Source organism: Candidatus Pelagibacter sp. PS_11 (genome assembly GCF_059417975.1).
The window spans coordinates 361,670-377,716 of the sequence record NZ_CM182075.1 but is presented as its reverse complement, the minus strand read 5'-3'; the positions used below and the strand labels follow the sequence as shown (position 1 = coordinate 377,716).

Genomic DNA, 16,047 nt, shown 5'->3' with positions numbered 1-16,047 from the left:
TTTTGGTAATATTTATTTAATGATAAAAATAAATAATTGGGAAGACTTAATAGCATTAGCAAAAGAACAAGGGCTCACACCTAAGGAAGCATGGGAAAGAATTGAAAAAACAAATCTAAAATTTTTAAATAGAAAAAGTTCAGCAGAAAAAGAACTTAAAAAAGGAACAAGAGTACAAAAACTAATGTTTCCAAAGAATAATGAGGAAAATATTCTTTTAGCAAAAAATGTACCTTCTTTGGATGTTTCTGGTGATTTTTATAATTTCAAAAATTTAGAAGATAAAATCTTTTTTACTCTTGGCGATGTTTCTGGCAAAGGAGTGGATGCAGGACTCATTATGGCAAGAGTTACCTCATTGTTTGAAATCCTTGTTGAGGAAAAAAAGAGTCTTATTGAAATTGTGTCATTAATAAATGATAATTTATATAATTTACGTTCAGGAAAATTTTTAACAGGAATATTTGCTGTATACGATAAAAAATCTAAAAATCTTGAATTTATTAATGCTGGCCATTCAGAAAGTATAATTTCAGAGAATAAAAAAATTACTGAACATGTTTCTAGCAAAATTCCGCCGCTTGGAGTTCAGCCTATTAATCTTGATTTAAATAGTGTTTTAAATAAAATTTCATTGAAGGATAAAATTTTTTATATATACAGCGATGGCTTAAGCGAAAGTAAAGATTTTGAAGGAAATGAAATTGAAGCTGAGGGTATAATAGATTTGTTAAATAAGAATAAAGATCACGATATTGCAACACAATTGGAAAATATTTTTATAGAAATTTCCGCGTTTGGTGCATTGCAAAATATGTCAAATGAAGAACAAAGTATAATTAAGGATGATCTTACAATTTTAGCTATTAATGGGAAAAATATTTAATCAATGAAAAAAATTAAAAATGGTTTTACCTTAATTGAATTATTAGTGGTAGTTGCCATCATTGGTATTCTTGCAAGTGTAGGTATTGTTAGTTTTCAAGGTTACACTAAAATGGCAAAGAACAGGGTGCTTGTTGCAAATTGGAAAACAATTTCAAAAGTAATTGAGTTAGAATTAGCTGCTGCAAACAATGGTCTTGATAGTTTTATTGCAGAATATGATGAAGATGGAAATATGGTTAGTGAAAAAATGGATGGAAATACAACTTGTAATAATTTTGCATTTTCAGTCCAACAACATTTTAGTCATTTTAAAAACCCATACAATCTAGAATGGGAGTCTGTAACAGTTGATACATTAGCGCAATCACAACATAGGAAAGGACAAATTCAATTAGTGTGCTATTCACATTTTGCAAGTTTCGGTGACGGTGGAGGATGTCCTATTTCATCTGATGCATGTAGATTGTTGTTGATTGCTTATAAAGAAGATAGAGGACGATGGAATACACCTGATGGAAAGTGTGATAATACAATTGTTTCAACCACTGGTGATGGCTGGCAACGTAATGCGAGAGAATTTGTAAATGATTGTTATAATCAAATACTTGTAGGTGGAGACCAAAGAGAAAGTCAAGCTCAAGCACAATCTGATTGTGGTTGGGATTCAAGTATCCATGGCTCTTGGGCAGTAAATCAAAATAGTATCAGAGATGAAGCAGGTGGAAAATGTTCAGGTTCAAGTGGAACACCTTGTTCTTAAATTTTTAATTAATCTGTTATCTAACACGTGCTTCTCACTTGTTATTTCTTCTTCTAGATAACGCAATGACCAATTCTCATTGGAGCATGAGTGGAGCAATTAATATTTGAAAATGTTCAACCTTAAATAAGGCTTGTTAATTGGTAGCGGGAAGTGGAATCGAACCACTGACCTCAGGCTTATGAGTCCTGCGCTCTAACCGACTGAGCTACCCCGCCACTTAATTATCGTTGTTTTATAATAGATTTTATTTTTAGTGCAATCAAGTATTTGCCTGTTTTCTATACTCAATGTGCCTATAGTGTGCCGAGGATATATAGCTTTTTAGTGTGCCAAGATTATTATAACGTATAGAGATTATGAAAAAGATTTTAGGAATCATAGTTCTGGGTTTGTTGTTTAACAATAATTTATTAGCTGAAGAATATTCCAATTCATGGAAAATGGACATTTTTTGTAAACAAGGAAAAGGGGAATGGTATGAGTCTGCTTTTGTTGTAAATGTAGAAAACAATGAATTTTCATTAGGGCCATTTAATAGATGGCAGAATAAAAATATTAAATTTAAAGGAAAAATTGAAGGAAATAAAATCAAAATTTCAGAGTCAGTAACATTTAAAAATGGTTATCAGGATAACATTAATTATTCAGGTGAATTTATTAATGATAAAGAAGCAATTTTAAAAGGCAGAACTTCATGGACCCCTCCTTGGAAATGTAATGGAAAGTTTTTTAAAGTAGATCGTCCTCCACATTTAGCCCCTTTAAAATATTTAAGTGAAGCAACAGAAGAAATAATAAAATTTACCAGCTACAATCCTGGTATTCCCTTAACAATAATCAATGGATCTTATGTAAATTCTCCAGTTGAAGTGTCTGGAAAATTAATTTTACCAAAGGAAGGTAAAAATTTACCCGTAGTTGTAACCGTTCATAGCAGTGGAGGACCTAGTGAATTTACTGATATAACTCAGTCTTGGCGTAACGATTTTAAAAATCAATTATTAAAAAATAATATTGGTATTTTTGAAATAGATAATTTTACAAGCAGAGGAACAAAAGAAACAGCTTCTAACCAGGGTAAAGTGTCTATAAATGCTGGAGAGTTAGATGCTTTAGTAGCTTATAAAATACTGGATAAACACCCAAGAGTTAATGCAAAAAAATTAGGTATCACAGGTTTATCAAGAGGTGGAAATGCTGCAAATATGGCAGTAGAAAAAAAATTTTCAGATGTAATTCTTGGAGAAGAAAATTATTACCAAGCTTCACTTCCAATGGCTTCAGATTGTTTTAACGTAGCATTTGATAAACCAACTCCAACTCCTGCAAAAATATTATTTTTACTTGGAGGTGCTGATGATTATACACTAGCAAAGTTTTGCGTTGCTTATGCGGAAAAAATGAAAAAAGCCGGAGGTAATGTTGAGGTTATTGTAAAAGAAGGTTGGCACCATGACTTTTATAATGATGCACCTGCTAGCAACTGTTCTAATTGTGTACATTTTAATAAATGTGAAATTTATGCTCCTCAAGGGTGGGTTATGAATGACGAAGGGTTTATTCATGAAAAACAAACTGATATTTTTAAAGAAGCCTTTAAAATGGATTTAGAAAAATGGAGAAAAAAATTTGAGAAAGCATCTACAAAACCAGGTGCTTCGAATAAATTATATAGAAAGTTATATACTAAAATGTACAAAAAATGTGGAGAAAGAGGAACCACAAATGGTGGAGATCGTGGAAAAGAAACTGTTGAAATAGCAGTCCCATTTTTTGTTAGCACTTTAAAATAATGAAAAACTTTTAATTATTACTGTTTCCCCTTGTCACTATTTTATTTCTCTTGGTTGTGCCTAGAGTGTGCCAAGATATATGAAGATGTGAATTAACGTACACTGAACAAGGATAACGACCACTGACCTCAGGCTTATGAGTCCTGCGCTCTAACCGACTGAGCTACCCCGCCACTTAATTCTTGATGATTTATAATAGGTTTTTAATTTAGATCAATCAACTTTTGATCAATATGATTATTTTATAACCACTATAAAAGTTGAAAAAAGAGTTAATGCTAAAATTACTGAACTATAAAAAACGATTTGTCTTTTAGTTTCGTTTTTCTTATCTATTTTTACTCGGTTCAATAATTTATTGATGTCTACAATTCTCTTTTGATCAATATACTGTACTGGAATAGTTTTTTTATGAACTTTTTTTTCACTGGTATGTTTTCTGTCGTGAAAATAAGTTTTTTGCATGAGATTATTTAACCATCAATTATTTAATTCGGCAACTAAAATTATAACAATCTAGCACGTTTATCTTTTAGGGGAGCGATCTCTACTAGTGCTGGGAATTTCTGTTTAGCAACTTCAATATATAGGTTCATTTTTGAAAGTTCTTCATTTGAATGTATTGAGCTTACATATCCAAAAGACAGGTTTTTTTTATAATTAAAGGAATAATTCCCAGATGTCGTTCTTCCTATAATCTTATCTTCCAGATAGATTGGTTCTTCATGTAATAATAGAGGTGTGCCTGGCTTACTATCTTTAAGTGACAGCATAACAAACCTTCTGTTTTGTTTTTTACCTTTTATTTTTAATAAGCTTTCTTTGCCAATAAAATCGATTTCTTTTTTATAACTAATTGCAAAATTTAATCCTGCCTCGTATTGATTTTCTTCGGGTGAAATATCGTGACCCCAATGTAAAAATCCACTTTCCATTCGCATTGTATCCATTGCATGCGATCCACAGTGAGATAAATTATGATTTTTTCCTTCTTCAACAATTAACTGATAAATTTCTGTAGCATCCTTATTCTCTATATAAAGCTCAAATCCTAATTCACCTACATAAGATAATCTTTGAGCCCAAATTTTTTTTGAACCAAGACTTATAAATTTACCATAACCAAATTTAAATCCTTCATTACTAAAGTCATCATTTGAAATTTTTGAAATTAAATTTCTACTTTTTGGTCCAAAAATTCCTAAACAAATAATATCATCTGTAATATCTTTTAATTCTAAATTAGGAGATAAATGTTTTATAATATGCGCTTTATCATGGGTTCTTGTTGCAGCTGAACTTATTATTCTAAAATGATTTCTATCAATACAAATAATAGTTAAGTCTGCTTCAATTCCTCCAGCTTCATTCAGCATTTGTGTATATGTTGATCTACCTATTTCATTTTTAATATTAGCTGTACATATTCTTTGTAATTCTCTATGTGCTTGTTCTCCTTTTATTTCATATTTTGAAAATGGAGAGAGTTCATACAAACCAACATTGGTAATTGTATTTTTTGTTTCAAATTCAACTGAAGGATACCAGTTTTGATAATCAAAACTGTATTTGTATTCTGCTTTTTCATTATCTTTTGCGTACCACATAGGTCTTTCGTACTCACCCGATACACCAAAGCACGCTCCCTCTTTTTTTAATTCTTCATGATAAGGTAATAATCTTTGATTTCTTGATGTGTTATGTTGTTTATAAGGCCAGTGCATTCCATATAAGTCACCCAATGTTTCAGTAACTCTTTCCATAATAAATTTTTTAGATGAGTGGAACTTTTGAAATCTTTTAATATCAAGTGAAAATAAATCTTCATTCATATATCCATTAATCATCCATTCAGCAGTAACTCTGCCCGCACCCCCTGAACTTGCGATCCCAATGCTATTAAATCCACAACACGTAAAAAGATTACTCACCTCTGGAGCTTCTCCTAAAAGGTATTGTGTATCAGGTGTAAATGATTCAGGTCCTGAAAAAAATTTTCTAATACCAGCAGTTTCAAGTATTGGTAATCTTTGAAATGATTTTTCTAAATAAGGTTCAAAGTGATCAAAATCATCTGGAAACTCACCAAAAGAAAAGTCCTGTGGCACCACCCCTTTGTCTTTGAACGCAGGTTTTGCATTAGGCTCAAATATTCCAACTAACATTTTTCCTGCATCTTCTTTTAAATAAAGACAGGAATTATAGTCTCTTAAAACGGGTAAGTTTTTAGGTAACTTATCTAACGGTTCTGTGATTATGTAAAAGTGCTCGTTTGGATATAATGGAATACTTACCCCAATATCCTCTCCAATTTGTCTCGACCACATCCCAGTTGCAATTACAACGTATTCACAATCAATTTTGCCAAATTTCGTTTGAACACCAACAATTTTTTTGTCTTTAATTAATATTTTTTCAACAGGAGTTTTCTCAAATATCTGAGCTCCTTCCATCTTTGCAGCTTTTGCTAAAACATTAGTCACTCCAACGGGGTCTGCCTGACCGTCTTCCGGCATATATACCCCACCTAAAATATCATCATCATTTATAACAGGATAAAGTTCTTTTATTCTTTGTTTGCTAACAGTTTCAACATTAACATCAAATAACTGAGCAGCAGTTGCTTGTCTTAATAATTCTTGTAGCCTTTCAGGCGTGCTAGCAACTGTGATTGCACCATTTTGTTTTAGTCCAGTTGATAAACCAGTTTTTTTTTCTAATTCTTTGTAAAGATTTAAAGAGTATTTACGAAGTCTTGTAATTGTAGCGGATGCACCTAATTGACCAACAAGTCCTGCTGCATGCCAGGTGGTTCCTGATGTTAGTTGATCTCTTTCTAATAAAATGGTATCTTTCCAACCATATTTTGCAAGATGATATGCAACAGAACAACCAGCAACTCCCCCACCAATGACAACAACTTTTGCTTTGGCCGGAAGCATTTTATCCATACTTTTTTACTGGGTTATAGCTTTTTCCGGTGCTACAAACTCGTGTCCAAAAACATCAGCAACCGCTTTATAAGTCACCATACCTTTATGGACGTTTAATCCTGCAAGGAAGTTTTTATCTTCACCTAAAGCTTTTTGATAACCTTTGTTAGCAAGTTTAACTAAATAAGGTAGTGTTGCAGCATTTAATGCAATTGTTGAAGTTCTTGGAACTCCACCTGGCATATTAGCTACACAGTAATGAACTACATCGTCAATGATATAAGTTGGATCACCATGGGTTGTTGGTTTACTCGTTTCAACACAACCTCCTTGATCAATTGCAACATCAACAATAACAGATCCTCTTTGCATAAGTTTTAACATTGGTTTAGTAATTAACTTTGGAGCTTCAGCACCTGGAATTAAAACACCTCCAATTAATAAATCAGCTTTTGCAACTAGTTGATTTAAATCGATCTTATCACTTTGTTCTGGAATTATTTTATCTCCAAACATTTCAACTAATTGTTTCAATCTTGCTTCAGACTTGTCAACGATATGAACTTTAGCACCCATTCCTGTTGCAATTATAGCAGCATTTTCTCCAACAACACCACCACCTAAAATAACAACAGTTCCACCTTCTACTCCAGGAGCACCTCCCAATAAAAGTCCTCTACCTTTTTGATTTTTTTCTAAACAATGCGCACCAGCTTGAACTGACATACGTCCAGCAACTGCACTCATTGGTGCAAGTAATGGTAATCTGCCATTGTCATCTGTAACTGTTTCATAGGCTATACAAACACCTTTAGATTTAATCAAACCCTCTGTTAATTCTTTAGCTGCTGCTAAATGTAAGTAAGTATAAACAATCTGATTTTCTCTAATCATCTTAACTTCACCTGCTTGGGGCTCTTTTACTTTAACAATAATGTCTACATCATTGAAAATATCTTCAGCTTTATCAACAATTTTAGCACCCACACTTGTGTATTGATCATTTTCAAAACCAGCTTCAAATCCACCATTATTTTCAACTAAAACTTCATGACCTTCTGATATTAAAGTTTTAACACTTTCAGGTGTTAATCCAATACGATGTTCTTGTGGTTTGATTTCTTTAGGTACGCCGATTTTCATAACCTTCTCTCCTTAATTTAATACTTTAAAATTTTAAAGTTTTTAGTTTTTTTGATTTTTTTGATAGTTAGTGATACCAGTTCTTAACTTTTCAATAATCTCATCAATGTGTTTTTCTTCACAGATGAATTGAGGAGCTATAATTAAACAATCTCCTGTAGCTTTAAAGTTAACACCAGCTTCATAACAAGCTTTAAAACATTCATAACCAGCTTTACCTGGTTTAGTGTTTAGCTTCATGTCTATTCCGCCCATCATTCCATATCCTCTAATATTATCTACAGACTCTAGATCCTGAAGAGAGAATAATCCTTTTTGGAAATAAGGAGATAAATTTTTTGCTCTATTGAAAATATCATCTTTTTCAAAAATTTCCTGCACTGCAAGAGCGGCAGCAACTGCAACTGGAATTCCTGAATAAGTATAGCCATGAAACAATTCAACTGCACCTGTTGGTGAAGCATCCATTACCGCATCATAGATATAATCATTACATGCAACAACACCCATGGGAACAACACCGTTGGTTGTAGCTTTAGCCATTGTCATAATGTCTGGAGTTACTCCAAATTCATCTGCAGCGAATTTAGATCCTGTTCTGCCCCATCCTGTAATTACTTCATCAAAAATTAAAAGTATTCCATGCTTGTCACAGATCTCTCTTAGTTTTTGTAAATATCCTTTTGGTGGAACCAATGTTCCAGTTGATCCAGCAATCGGTTCAACAATACAAGCAGCAATGTTTTCGCCACCAAAGTTTTGACAAATAGTTTCTAAATCATTTGCTAAATAGTCTCCAGTTTCTGGTTGACCACTTACAAACTTATGTTCTGGTAAATGTGTATGTCTAATGTGTTGGACACCTGGCATTAAAACACTTGCAAACGTTTTAACATTATTTACCATTCCACCCACTGAAATACAGCCAATGTTCATTCCATGATAACCACGCTCACGTCCAACAAATCTAAATCTTTCTGCATGTCCTTTTGCTCTGTGATATGCAACAGCAATTTTAATTGCAGTTTCTACAGCTGTAGATCCACAAATTGTAAAAAACATTTTATTTAAATCACCTGGTGTGTGTTTTGAAATTTTTGTAGCTAATTCAAATGAACCACCAAAACCTTGTTGAAATGGTTGTGCGTAATCTAAAGTTTCTAATTGCTTTGTAACAGCTTCTGTGATTTCTCTTCTTCCATGGCCTAGTGGGTTACAAAATAACCCTGAGCTCGCATCTATTTGTGTTTTTCCATGGTGAGTTTTTAAGTAAACCCCCTTAGCTTCTGTAATTAGTCTTGGGTTTGCTTTGAAATCTTTATTAGATGTAAACGGCATCCAATGTTCATTTAATGAATTAGGTACTGAAGTTCTGTTTTCTGAGCTCATAAATATTCTCTCTCTAAGTATGTAGTGTTATAATTTTATTCCTAACTATTAGACTAAATCAAAAGGTTTTCTATAATTATTTTTTTCTTTAAGGCTTATAATTTTACAACTTATAGGTGTATAAAAATTAAAATTTGTTTTACATCAATTCCAAATTCTATTTAAATACAAATAATTTAATTAAATTACTAACAAAGGAATAATAATGAAAAAAATAATTGGTTTTATTCTTGGTGCTGTAGTTGCTCTTAACTTATCTATATCAGTTGCTAACGCTGCTGCTAAAGAAGTTAGAGTTGCATTCTTTTTAGAATGGCCTACTCCAAACCAAGAAGACAAAGTTAAAAAGATGTTTGATAAAGCTCTAGGTGTTCCAGTTAAATGGACTAACTTTTCAAACGGTGGTGCTATGACTGATGCTATGTTAGCTGGAGATATTGATATTTCTTACTCACAAGGCTTAGTGCCATTTATCAATGCTGTTAAATCAAAAGCTCCGCTAAAACTTGTAGATATTGCTATGGAATACGGAATGGGTGGAACAACTTGTGTTACATCTAATGCTTCTGGAATTACAAAAGCTAACGCTTCTGAATTAGAAGGTAAAAAAGTTGCTGTTCCTCTAGGAACAATGGCTGAGTATGTTTTTGATGAAAGTATGAAAGTTGTTGGCGCTGATAAAAGTAAAATGACAGTTATTCAAATGGATCCTGAAGAAGGTGCTGCTGCACTAGTTTCTGGTGATGTTGTAATGGCATGTTTATTTGGTGGTAATTCTATTAAAGCTGCAACTGCAGTTGGAAGTAGATTACTAACAGTTCAAGAAGCGCGTGATGCTGGTATCTTAGGTATTGACATTACATCTGTTACTGACAAATTTATGAAAGAGAACCCAGGTATGCTGAGAACTTTCATAGAAGTAACTCATGAAGCAAACGCTAGATATGCAGCAGGTAAAAGTGATTTAAATGTTATTGCTAAAGATGCTGAGATGAAGCTTGGTGATATGAAAGAAACTTTAAGCGGATTTAAATTTCTTACACCTGAAGAGACTGAAAAATCTATGACTTCTGGAAATCTAAGTGGATTTTTAAAAGGAATGGGTACTCCTAACGGAGCAGTTGATACAAGCTTTTTACCTCTTTAATTTAGAGAGTTGAATAAATTTAAATAGGCGCCAATTTAATAAATTGGTGCCTATTTTTTTAAAAAAATTCTAATATAGTATTGTCTTATGAGTGATTTAATTTCTCAGAATTTAAACATGATCTTTAAAACTCCAAAAGGAGAAACAGTTCATGCATTAAAAGATGTAAACTTTACACTTAAAAAAGGTGAACTTTTAACTGTTCTTGGTCCTTCGGGCTGTGGAAAAACAACTTTATTAAACATTACTGCTGGATTTCTACGACCTACTTCTGGAGTTCTCACTCTTAATGGAAATGAAATTAATGGCCCTGGTGTTGAACGGGGAATGGTCTTTCAGCAAGGTGCATTATTTGAATGGCTAACAGTTGCAGAGAATGTTGACTTTGGTTTAAGAATGAAAAAAGAAGACCCGGTTAAAACTGCTAAGAAAGTTGAAGAATGGTTAAATATAGTAGGCCTACAAGGTTTTGGAAACACTCCTACTTATCAATTATCTGGAGGTATGCAGCAAAGAGTTGCTCTTGCTAGATGTTTAATTAATGACCCTGATTTAATTTTAATGGATGAACCGTTAGGAGCATTAGATGCATTAACCAGAGAGAAGATGCAGTCTTTAGTTTTAAAAATTTGGAAAGAAACAGGAAAAACCATTATCTTAATCACCCACTCAGTTGAAGAAGCTTTACTACTAGGTGAAAGATTATATGTAATGGCACCAAGACCAGGTCGTATCCATAAAGAATATAATCTTCCTTTTGCATCAATGGGTATTGATGGTGATTTAAGGGAGATAAAAAAAACACCTAACTTTGTAAGCACTAGAGAAGAAATTCTAACTATGATTTGGAATATGGAAGAAGAAATTATGGGTAAAGATATTTAGTATGCTAACAGGTATTATAACATTCGTAGTAATTTTTGCAGTTATTGGATCTATTTTGTATGGAAGAAAATTAGCAAAAACTGAAAAATTAGATGCTGTATTTGGTAACCCTGAAAGAGCTAAAGGTGGAGTTCATTGGGTTATTGTTGGTAGTAGTTTTTTACTATTAACTTGGCTTTACTATTCTTGGGATATGGCGAAATCATTTTATCCTCAGTCAGCAAATGAACTTTGTCAGGTTGCAAAAGTAAACGACTCTTTACTTTCATTAAAATATTTATTTCCAATTGAGGAACGTGAATTTAAGAGTACTTCAATAATTAAAGGTGAAAACAAAAATATACAAAAACTAGCTAATGAAATTAAAAATTCACCTAATATAAGAGAACAAGACAAAACTACTCTTTTAAAATTTATTGCAAAAACTCAACAATCAATTCCATTGTTAACCAATATTGATCTTTTAGAAGAAGAAACAAAAAGTCAAATTCGAGATTTAACAAATAGAATTACTTGGTTAACAGAAGATTTTCAAAAAATAAGCTATCCGCCAATTAAAAGTATTGAAGAAGAGAACGCAAGAATTGAGGCTTTAAAAAAACAAGGGAAATGGGGAGCCTCTGCAACCGCTGTAGAAAATACAGTTGAAATACCAACTATTCCTGAAACAAAAATAGGTTTAAAATTTGATGCAGCTGCAAAAGAATTAACTCTTATTAGTAATGACTTTTTCAAATTAAGAAATCATAACTATAAATATAAGCAGTTAATGAAAGAGATTAAGGATGAGATTAAAGCTTATCGATCTAGTTTAGATGATACCCAAGAAGTAGCTTCTGCATTAGCAAAAGATGTTTTAAAAATTGCTCGAAGAATCGAATACGCAAGTATTTTCCCACCTAATACTCTTGATGATATGCAAAAATCAATAATAGAGTTTGATGAAGTTCAAAAGAAAGAGCAAGGTGTTTTAAGACTAGTTGATATTTTTTTATTTCCTGCTGGTACAATTGTTTCAAGTGGACCAAATTGTTCTGAGCAAGGATCTGGAAGATGGTTACCAAAACCGTCTGATACCTTTAATAAATTTGTGCTACTCCTTAAACCCAGTATTGGATTTAAAAACGTACCTCTAATTTGGTATGAAATGATGGATGTAAGTAAAATAGTTGGTTTTATATTACCTGATTGGATTGCAGATGCTATGCCTGGGGCATATCCAATTCATAATGCTGATGGAACTGTTACTCCAAACTTTAAGAGTAAAGTCTTAAGTGTCGTTACAGGTGAGTTTAAATTATTTAAGATACCAGTTCCGATGGGTCATATCTGGGATTCTTTTTTAAGAGTTCTTTTAGGTTTAGTACTTGGAATTATTTTTGGTGTACCACTAGGATTATTTATGGGTTTAAACAGATTTGCTAAAGGATTTTTTGATCCATTAATTGAACTATATAGACCGGTACCCCCATTAGCTTGGGCTCCTCTAGTTATTACTGTATTTGGAATTGATAATGTTGGGAAAGTTTTCTTATTATTTATGGTTTCATTTTCAATTATGATCATCTCTGCTAGAGCAGGAGCTGCTGGTACGCAGTTGTCTAAAATTCATGCTTCACACTCACTTGGTGCATCTAAATGGCAAATATTAAGACATGTAATATTTCCAAACTCATTACCAGAAATTTTAACAGGGGTTAGAGTTGCTGTTGGAATGTGTTGGGGAACTTTGGTTGCAGCTGAATTTTTAGCTGGTACTACCGGTATTGGATTTGTTGAAAACGTTGCTAAAAAATACTTCCAATATGAAGTTATTTGGATCACTATTTTTGTAATGGGTATGTTAGGTTTATTATTTGATGTTGCTTTAAGAAAAATAATTGACAAAACAATTCCATGGCATGGTAAAGGTTAATCAAACTTTTATTAAACTATGAAATCTTCGAAATTAAAAACAATTATTAAAGATATCTTTATTAAGTATAAATTAAGCAAAGATCATGCCACTATTTGTGCTGAAGCCTTAATCAATGCAGAATTAGTTGGTGCTCCATCACATGGTTTATCTAGACTTAAGATGTACTGTGACCGTATTTCTAAAAAAGTTATTAATCCAAAAGCTAAAATTAAAGTTAAAAAAATTTCTCAATCCATTGCCCATGTTGATGGTAACAATAGTATTGGCTTTGTTGCAGCAGATACCGCTATTAAAACTGCTATAAACAATGCTAAGAAAACTGGAATTGGCTTAGTTGCAGTTAAGAATAGTGGTCATTATGGTTTATCTGGTTATTACGCAGAGCAAGCAGTTAAAAAAGGTTTAATGGTAATGGTATTTACTAATGCACCTCCAGCAGTTGCGCCTCATGGAGCTTTAAAAAGTTTATTTGGAACAAACCCTATTTGTTTTGGAACACCTACTGGATCAAAGGTTCCTTTTATTTTAGATACTTCAATCTCAATGATTAATAGAGGAAAAATTAGAGTTGCAGCAAGAGAAGGAATTAAAATTCCTGAGGGAGTTGCTTTAGATAAATTTGGTAAACCAACAACGGATCCTAAAAAAGCATTAGAGGGTGTTCAATTACCAATAGCTGGTTTTAGGGGTTCTGGATTAGCTTGGATGGTTGATATTTTAAGTGGTGTATTAACAGGTGGTAATCATGCAGGTAGAGTTAAAGATCCATTTACTGATTTTAGTGGTCCACAAAATATTGGTCACCTATTTTTTGTTTTAAAGCCTAATTTATTTGTAGGAAATTCTTTCAATAAAAGGATAAAAGACAATATCAAAACTATAAAAAAACTACCTAAGATAAAAGGTGTTAAAGAAATTCTTTACCCAGGACAAAGTAAGTTTAATAGGTTTAAAAGTAATCTTAAAAAAGAAATTAATATTTCAAAAGCTGTTTTAAAAGACTTGGAATATTTACGAAGTATCTAGCTATCTTACAGTTCTTGAAAACTTTACAAGATCATTAACAAGAAGTTCAGGTTCTTCAAGCGCTGCAAAATGTCCACCCCTCGGCATCTCTGTCCATTGAGTAACATTAAACATTCTGTCTACATAAGATTTTGGTGGCCACTCAGACATTTCTGCTGGAAAAATTGCTGCAGCTGTGGGAATTTCTATTTTTTTAAAATCTTTAGGAAAAAAACGTCCACCCTCTTCTCTTCTTCCGTAATAAATCCAAGTAGCTGTGTTAAAAGTTTTTGTAACTACATAAACCATAATATTAGCTAAGAGTGTATCTTTTGAATAAACACTTTCAATATTGTTATCTTTTAAATCAGACCATGAGTACATTTTTTCAATAATCCATGCTGCAATTCCAACAGGACTGTCCATCATTCCATAACTTAAAGTTTGAGGTTTAGTTGCTTGTTGAGTTCTATAGCCATCCTGCATTATTTGGTCTGTATTAAATCTTTGTTGCCATTCTTCCTCTTGTTTTGTTTGTGGACCATCGGGGTGGCGCATTGTTAAACAATTAATGTGAATTGCCTTACATGATTTTGAATGGTCATAACCAATCCAGTTTGCAATAGTTGCTCCCCAATCACCTCCTTGTGCTAAATATTTTTTATAACCAAGGTTTTCTGTCATCAATTTATTTAAAGTATTGGCTATTTTTCTTGGTCCCATGGGTCTTGAAGGTCTCCCAGAAAAACCAAAACCAGGTAATGATGGAATCACTACATCAAAAGCATCTTCAATATTTCCACCAAATTTTTCAGGGTGTGCAAGTCTTTTTATAATATGTAAAAACTCAATTACTGATCCAGGCCATCCATGCATAAGAAGTAAAGGTGTTGGGTTGGACCCACTTCCCTTTTCATGAATAAAATGTATTTCGATATCATCTACAATAGTTGTAAAATTTGGAAATTGATTTATTTCTGCCTCATGTTTTCTCCAATCAAAATCTTTAATCCAATAATTTGAGATCTCTTTCATATAATCAAGATTACTTCCATATTTCCAGCCACCATCGTCTGGCATTTCATGCCATGGGTAATTTTTTACTTTAGTGTATATTTCTTGAAGTACTTTATCGGGAATATCTAATTTAAAAGGCTTAATCATTATCAATTTACAGTATATACTTTTTAAAAATTCAGACTAAATATACCTCATGCTTTCAAATAAAGAAATTGTTTGTCCTAATAACCTTCTGGATCATGCACATAAAAAAAAAGGTGTTAATGCTGCAATCGTAAATGCAGGGTTGCCTTTACCAATGCTTTCAGTTCAAGATGCTGTTAATGAAAATTTAATAACACCTATCTTTATAGGGAATAAAAAAGAAATTCTTAAATGTGCTGAAGATTTAAAATGGGATATTTCAAAATTTGAAATCATTGATGAACCTATTGAAAATAATACTGCTGCTATTGCTGCAAAACTTGCTAGCCAAGATAAAGTAGAAATTATTGTTAAGGGTCATATTCATACAGATGTCTTAATGAAAGAAATTTTAAAAAGAGATTACAATTTACTTGGTAAAACTAGACTTAGTCACATATGGCATATGACAAATACTAAAGATGACAAGCCACTTATAATTACTGATGGTGCTTTAAATGTTTTACCCAATGTAAAAACAAAAATGCATATTTTAAGAAATGTAATTGATTTTTCAAACCGTATAGGAATTGAAAGGCCCAAAATTGCAGTTCTATCAGCAACAGAAGAAATTTTAGATAGTGTACCAAGCTCTATCGATGCAGATGAAATTACAAAACTTGCAAAAGAAGAAAGTTTAAATGCTGATGTTTTTGGTCCCTTGGCATTTGATAATAGTATTTCAAAAAAATCTGCCGCTATAAAAGGTGTTAAAAATATTGTAGCTGGTAATGCAGATGTATTGCTAGTTCCAAGTGTTGAAACCGGAAATAGTTTGGTTAAAATGATGATTTATTTTATGGGAGCTTGTGCAGCTGGTGTAGTTGTTGGTGGTAAAGTTCCAATAGTAATTACTAGTAGATCTGATGAAGCACAAGCTAGATTAGCCTCTATTGCTGCAGCTGTTGTTGCTTTAGACTAATTCTTCATTGAAATAATTACATTAATGTTTTAAATAAAGCTTCAAAATTAGAGAGGGA

Annotated in this window: 13 protein-coding genes and 1 tRNA gene; 8 read left to right on the top strand and 6 right to left on the bottom strand. The window is 32.4% G+C overall.

Going from position 1 to position 16,047, the window contains the following annotated elements; genetic code table 11:
- Nucleotides 1-19 precede the first annotated feature (19 nt).
- Together AC5SLT_RS01995 and AC5SLT_RS01990 are read left to right on the top strand one after the other, a co-directional pair.
- Nucleotides 20-886: a PP2C family protein-serine/threonine phosphatase gene (locus tag AC5SLT_RS01995; RefSeq protein ID WP_494592295.1), complete on the top strand. Its 867-nt coding sequence runs from the start codon at nucleotides 20-22 to the stop codon at nucleotides 884-886.
- 3 nt (nucleotides 887-889) lie between these two features.
- Nucleotides 890-1,648 (top strand): pilin, encoded by a 759-nt coding sequence (locus tag AC5SLT_RS01990; protein WP_494592293.1) that lies wholly within the window; start codon nucleotides 890-892, stop codon nucleotides 1,646-1,648.
- 141 nt (nucleotides 1,649-1,789) lie between these two features.
- Here AC5SLT_RS01990 and AC5SLT_RS01985 read toward each other — a convergent pair.
- Nucleotides 1,790-1,866 (bottom strand) — tRNA-Met (locus tag AC5SLT_RS01985).
- Between the two features lie 141 nt (nucleotides 1,867-2,007).
- Here AC5SLT_RS01985 and AC5SLT_RS01980 point away from each other — a divergent pair.
- Complete coding sequence (locus AC5SLT_RS01980) at nucleotides 2,008-3,444, top strand: alpha/beta hydrolase family protein (RefSeq protein ID WP_494592291.1); 1,437 nt, start codon at nucleotides 2,008-2,010, stop codon at nucleotides 3,442-3,444.
- A 237-nt stretch (nucleotides 3,445-3,681) separates the two neighbouring features.
- Here the strand turns inward: AC5SLT_RS01980 and AC5SLT_RS01975 are convergent, their stop codons facing one another.
- The 4 genes from AC5SLT_RS01975 to aptA are packed head-to-tail and all read right to left on the bottom strand — an operon-like array spanning nucleotide 3,682 to nucleotide 8,909.
- Nucleotides 3,682-3,909, bottom strand: coding sequence for a hypothetical protein (locus AC5SLT_RS01975; protein ID WP_006996673.1), 228 nt, complete (start codon nucleotides 3,907-3,909; stop codon nucleotides 3,682-3,684).
- Nucleotides 3,910-3,950: 41 nt separating this feature from the next.
- Nucleotides 3,951-6,395 carry a GcvT family protein gene (locus tag AC5SLT_RS01970; protein ID WP_494592289.1) on the bottom strand — a complete coding sequence of 815 codons (2,445 nt, stop codon included), beginning with the start codon at nucleotides 6,393-6,395 and terminating at the stop codon, nucleotides 3,951-3,953.
- 6 nt (nucleotides 6,396-6,401) lie between these two features.
- Nucleotides 6,402-7,520 carry an alanine dehydrogenase gene (gene ald / locus AC5SLT_RS01965; protein ID WP_494592288.1) on the bottom strand — a complete coding sequence of 373 codons (1,119 nt, stop codon included), beginning with the start codon at nucleotides 7,518-7,520 and terminating at the stop codon, nucleotides 6,402-6,404.
- Nucleotides 7,521-7,562: 42 nt separating this feature from the next.
- Nucleotides 7,563-8,909: an omega-aminotransferase AptA gene (gene aptA / locus AC5SLT_RS01960; RefSeq protein WP_006997111.1), complete on the bottom strand. Its 1,347-nt coding sequence runs from the start codon at nucleotides 8,907-8,909 to the stop codon at nucleotides 7,563-7,565.
- 205 nt (nucleotides 8,910-9,114) lie between these two features.
- Here aptA and AC5SLT_RS01955 point away from each other — a divergent pair, with 205 nt between their 5' ends.
- The 4 genes from AC5SLT_RS01955 (at nucleotide 9,115) to AC5SLT_RS01940 (ending at nucleotide 13,885) form a co-directional block, all read left to right on the top strand.
- The gene (locus AC5SLT_RS01955; protein ID WP_494577161.1) at nucleotides 9,115-10,056 is read left to right on the top strand and encodes an ABC transporter substrate-binding protein; all 942 of its coding nucleotides are present in this window, start codon (nucleotides 9,115-9,117) and stop codon (nucleotides 10,054-10,056) included.
- An 87-nt stretch (nucleotides 10,057-10,143) separates the two neighbouring features.
- Nucleotides 10,144-10,941, top strand: a complete 798-nt coding sequence (locus AC5SLT_RS01950; RefSeq protein ID WP_020169287.1) for an ATP-binding cassette domain-containing protein — start codon at nucleotides 10,144-10,146, stop codon at nucleotides 10,939-10,941.
- A gap of 1 nt (nucleotide 10,942) precedes the next feature.
- Nucleotides 10,943-12,856, top strand: a complete 1,914-nt coding sequence (locus AC5SLT_RS01945; RefSeq protein ID WP_271622954.1) for an ABC transporter permease subunit — start codon at nucleotides 10,943-10,945, stop codon at nucleotides 12,854-12,856.
- Nucleotides 12,857-12,874: 18 nt separating this feature from the next.
- Nucleotides 12,875-13,885, top strand: a complete 1,011-nt coding sequence (locus AC5SLT_RS01940; protein WP_494592286.1) for an Ldh family oxidoreductase — start codon at nucleotides 12,875-12,877, stop codon at nucleotides 13,883-13,885.
- On the opposite strand, the gene AC5SLT_RS01935 is transcribed toward AC5SLT_RS01940, so the two are convergent.
- Nucleotides 13,886-15,028 carry an epoxide hydrolase family protein gene (locus AC5SLT_RS01935; protein ID WP_494592284.1) on the bottom strand — a complete coding sequence of 381 codons (1,143 nt, stop codon included), beginning with the start codon at nucleotides 15,026-15,028 and terminating at the stop codon, nucleotides 13,886-13,888.
- 49 nt (nucleotides 15,029-15,077) lie between these two features.
- Here AC5SLT_RS01935 and AC5SLT_RS01930 point away from each other — a divergent pair, with 49 nt between their 5' ends.
- Complete coding sequence (locus AC5SLT_RS01930) at nucleotides 15,078-15,989, top strand: bifunctional enoyl-CoA hydratase/phosphate acetyltransferase (RefSeq protein WP_494592282.1); 912 nt, start codon at nucleotides 15,078-15,080, stop codon at nucleotides 15,987-15,989.
- Nucleotides 15,990-16,047 lie beyond the last annotated feature (58 nt).

Coding starts and splice junctions, on each gene's coding strand:
- AC5SLT_RS01975 (WP_006996673.1), bottom strand. CDS start 3,909: ATGCAAAAAACTTATTTTCACGACAGAAAACATACCAGTGAAAAAAAA.
- aptA (WP_006997111.1), bottom strand. CDS start 8,909: ATGAGCTCAGAAAACAGAACTTCAGTACCTAATTCATTAAATGAACAT.
- AC5SLT_RS01970 (WP_494592289.1), bottom strand. CDS start 6,395: ATGGATAAAATGCTTCCGGCCAAAGCAAAAGTTGTTGTCATTGGTGGG.
- AC5SLT_RS01980 (WP_494592291.1), top strand. CDS start 2,008: ATGAAAAAGATTTTAGGAATCATAGTTCTGGGTTTGTTGTTTAACAAT.
- ald (WP_494592288.1), bottom strand. CDS start 7,520: ATGAAAATCGGCGTACCTAAAGAAATCAAACCACAAGAACATCGTATT.
- AC5SLT_RS01955 (WP_494577161.1), top strand. CDS start 9,115: ATGAAAAAAATAATTGGTTTTATTCTTGGTGCTGTAGTTGCTCTTAAC.
- AC5SLT_RS01950 (WP_020169287.1), top strand. CDS start 10,144: ATGAGTGATTTAATTTCTCAGAATTTAAACATGATCTTTAAAACTCCA.
- AC5SLT_RS01995 (WP_494592295.1), top strand. CDS start 20: ATGATAAAAATAAATAATTGGGAAGACTTAATAGCATTAGCAAAAGAA.
- AC5SLT_RS01935 (WP_494592284.1), bottom strand. CDS start 15,028: ATGATTAAGCCTTTTAAATTAGATATTCCCGATAAAGTACTTCAAGAA.
- AC5SLT_RS01945 (WP_271622954.1), top strand. CDS start 10,943: ATGCTAACAGGTATTATAACATTCGTAGTAATTTTTGCAGTTATTGGA.
- AC5SLT_RS01930 (WP_494592282.1), top strand. CDS start 15,078: ATGCTTTCAAATAAAGAAATTGTTTGTCCTAATAACCTTCTGGATCAT.
- AC5SLT_RS01990 (WP_494592293.1), top strand. CDS start 890: ATGAAAAAAATTAAAAATGGTTTTACCTTAATTGAATTATTAGTGGTA.
- AC5SLT_RS01940 (WP_494592286.1), top strand. CDS start 12,875: ATGAAATCTTCGAAATTAAAAACAATTATTAAAGATATCTTTATTAAG.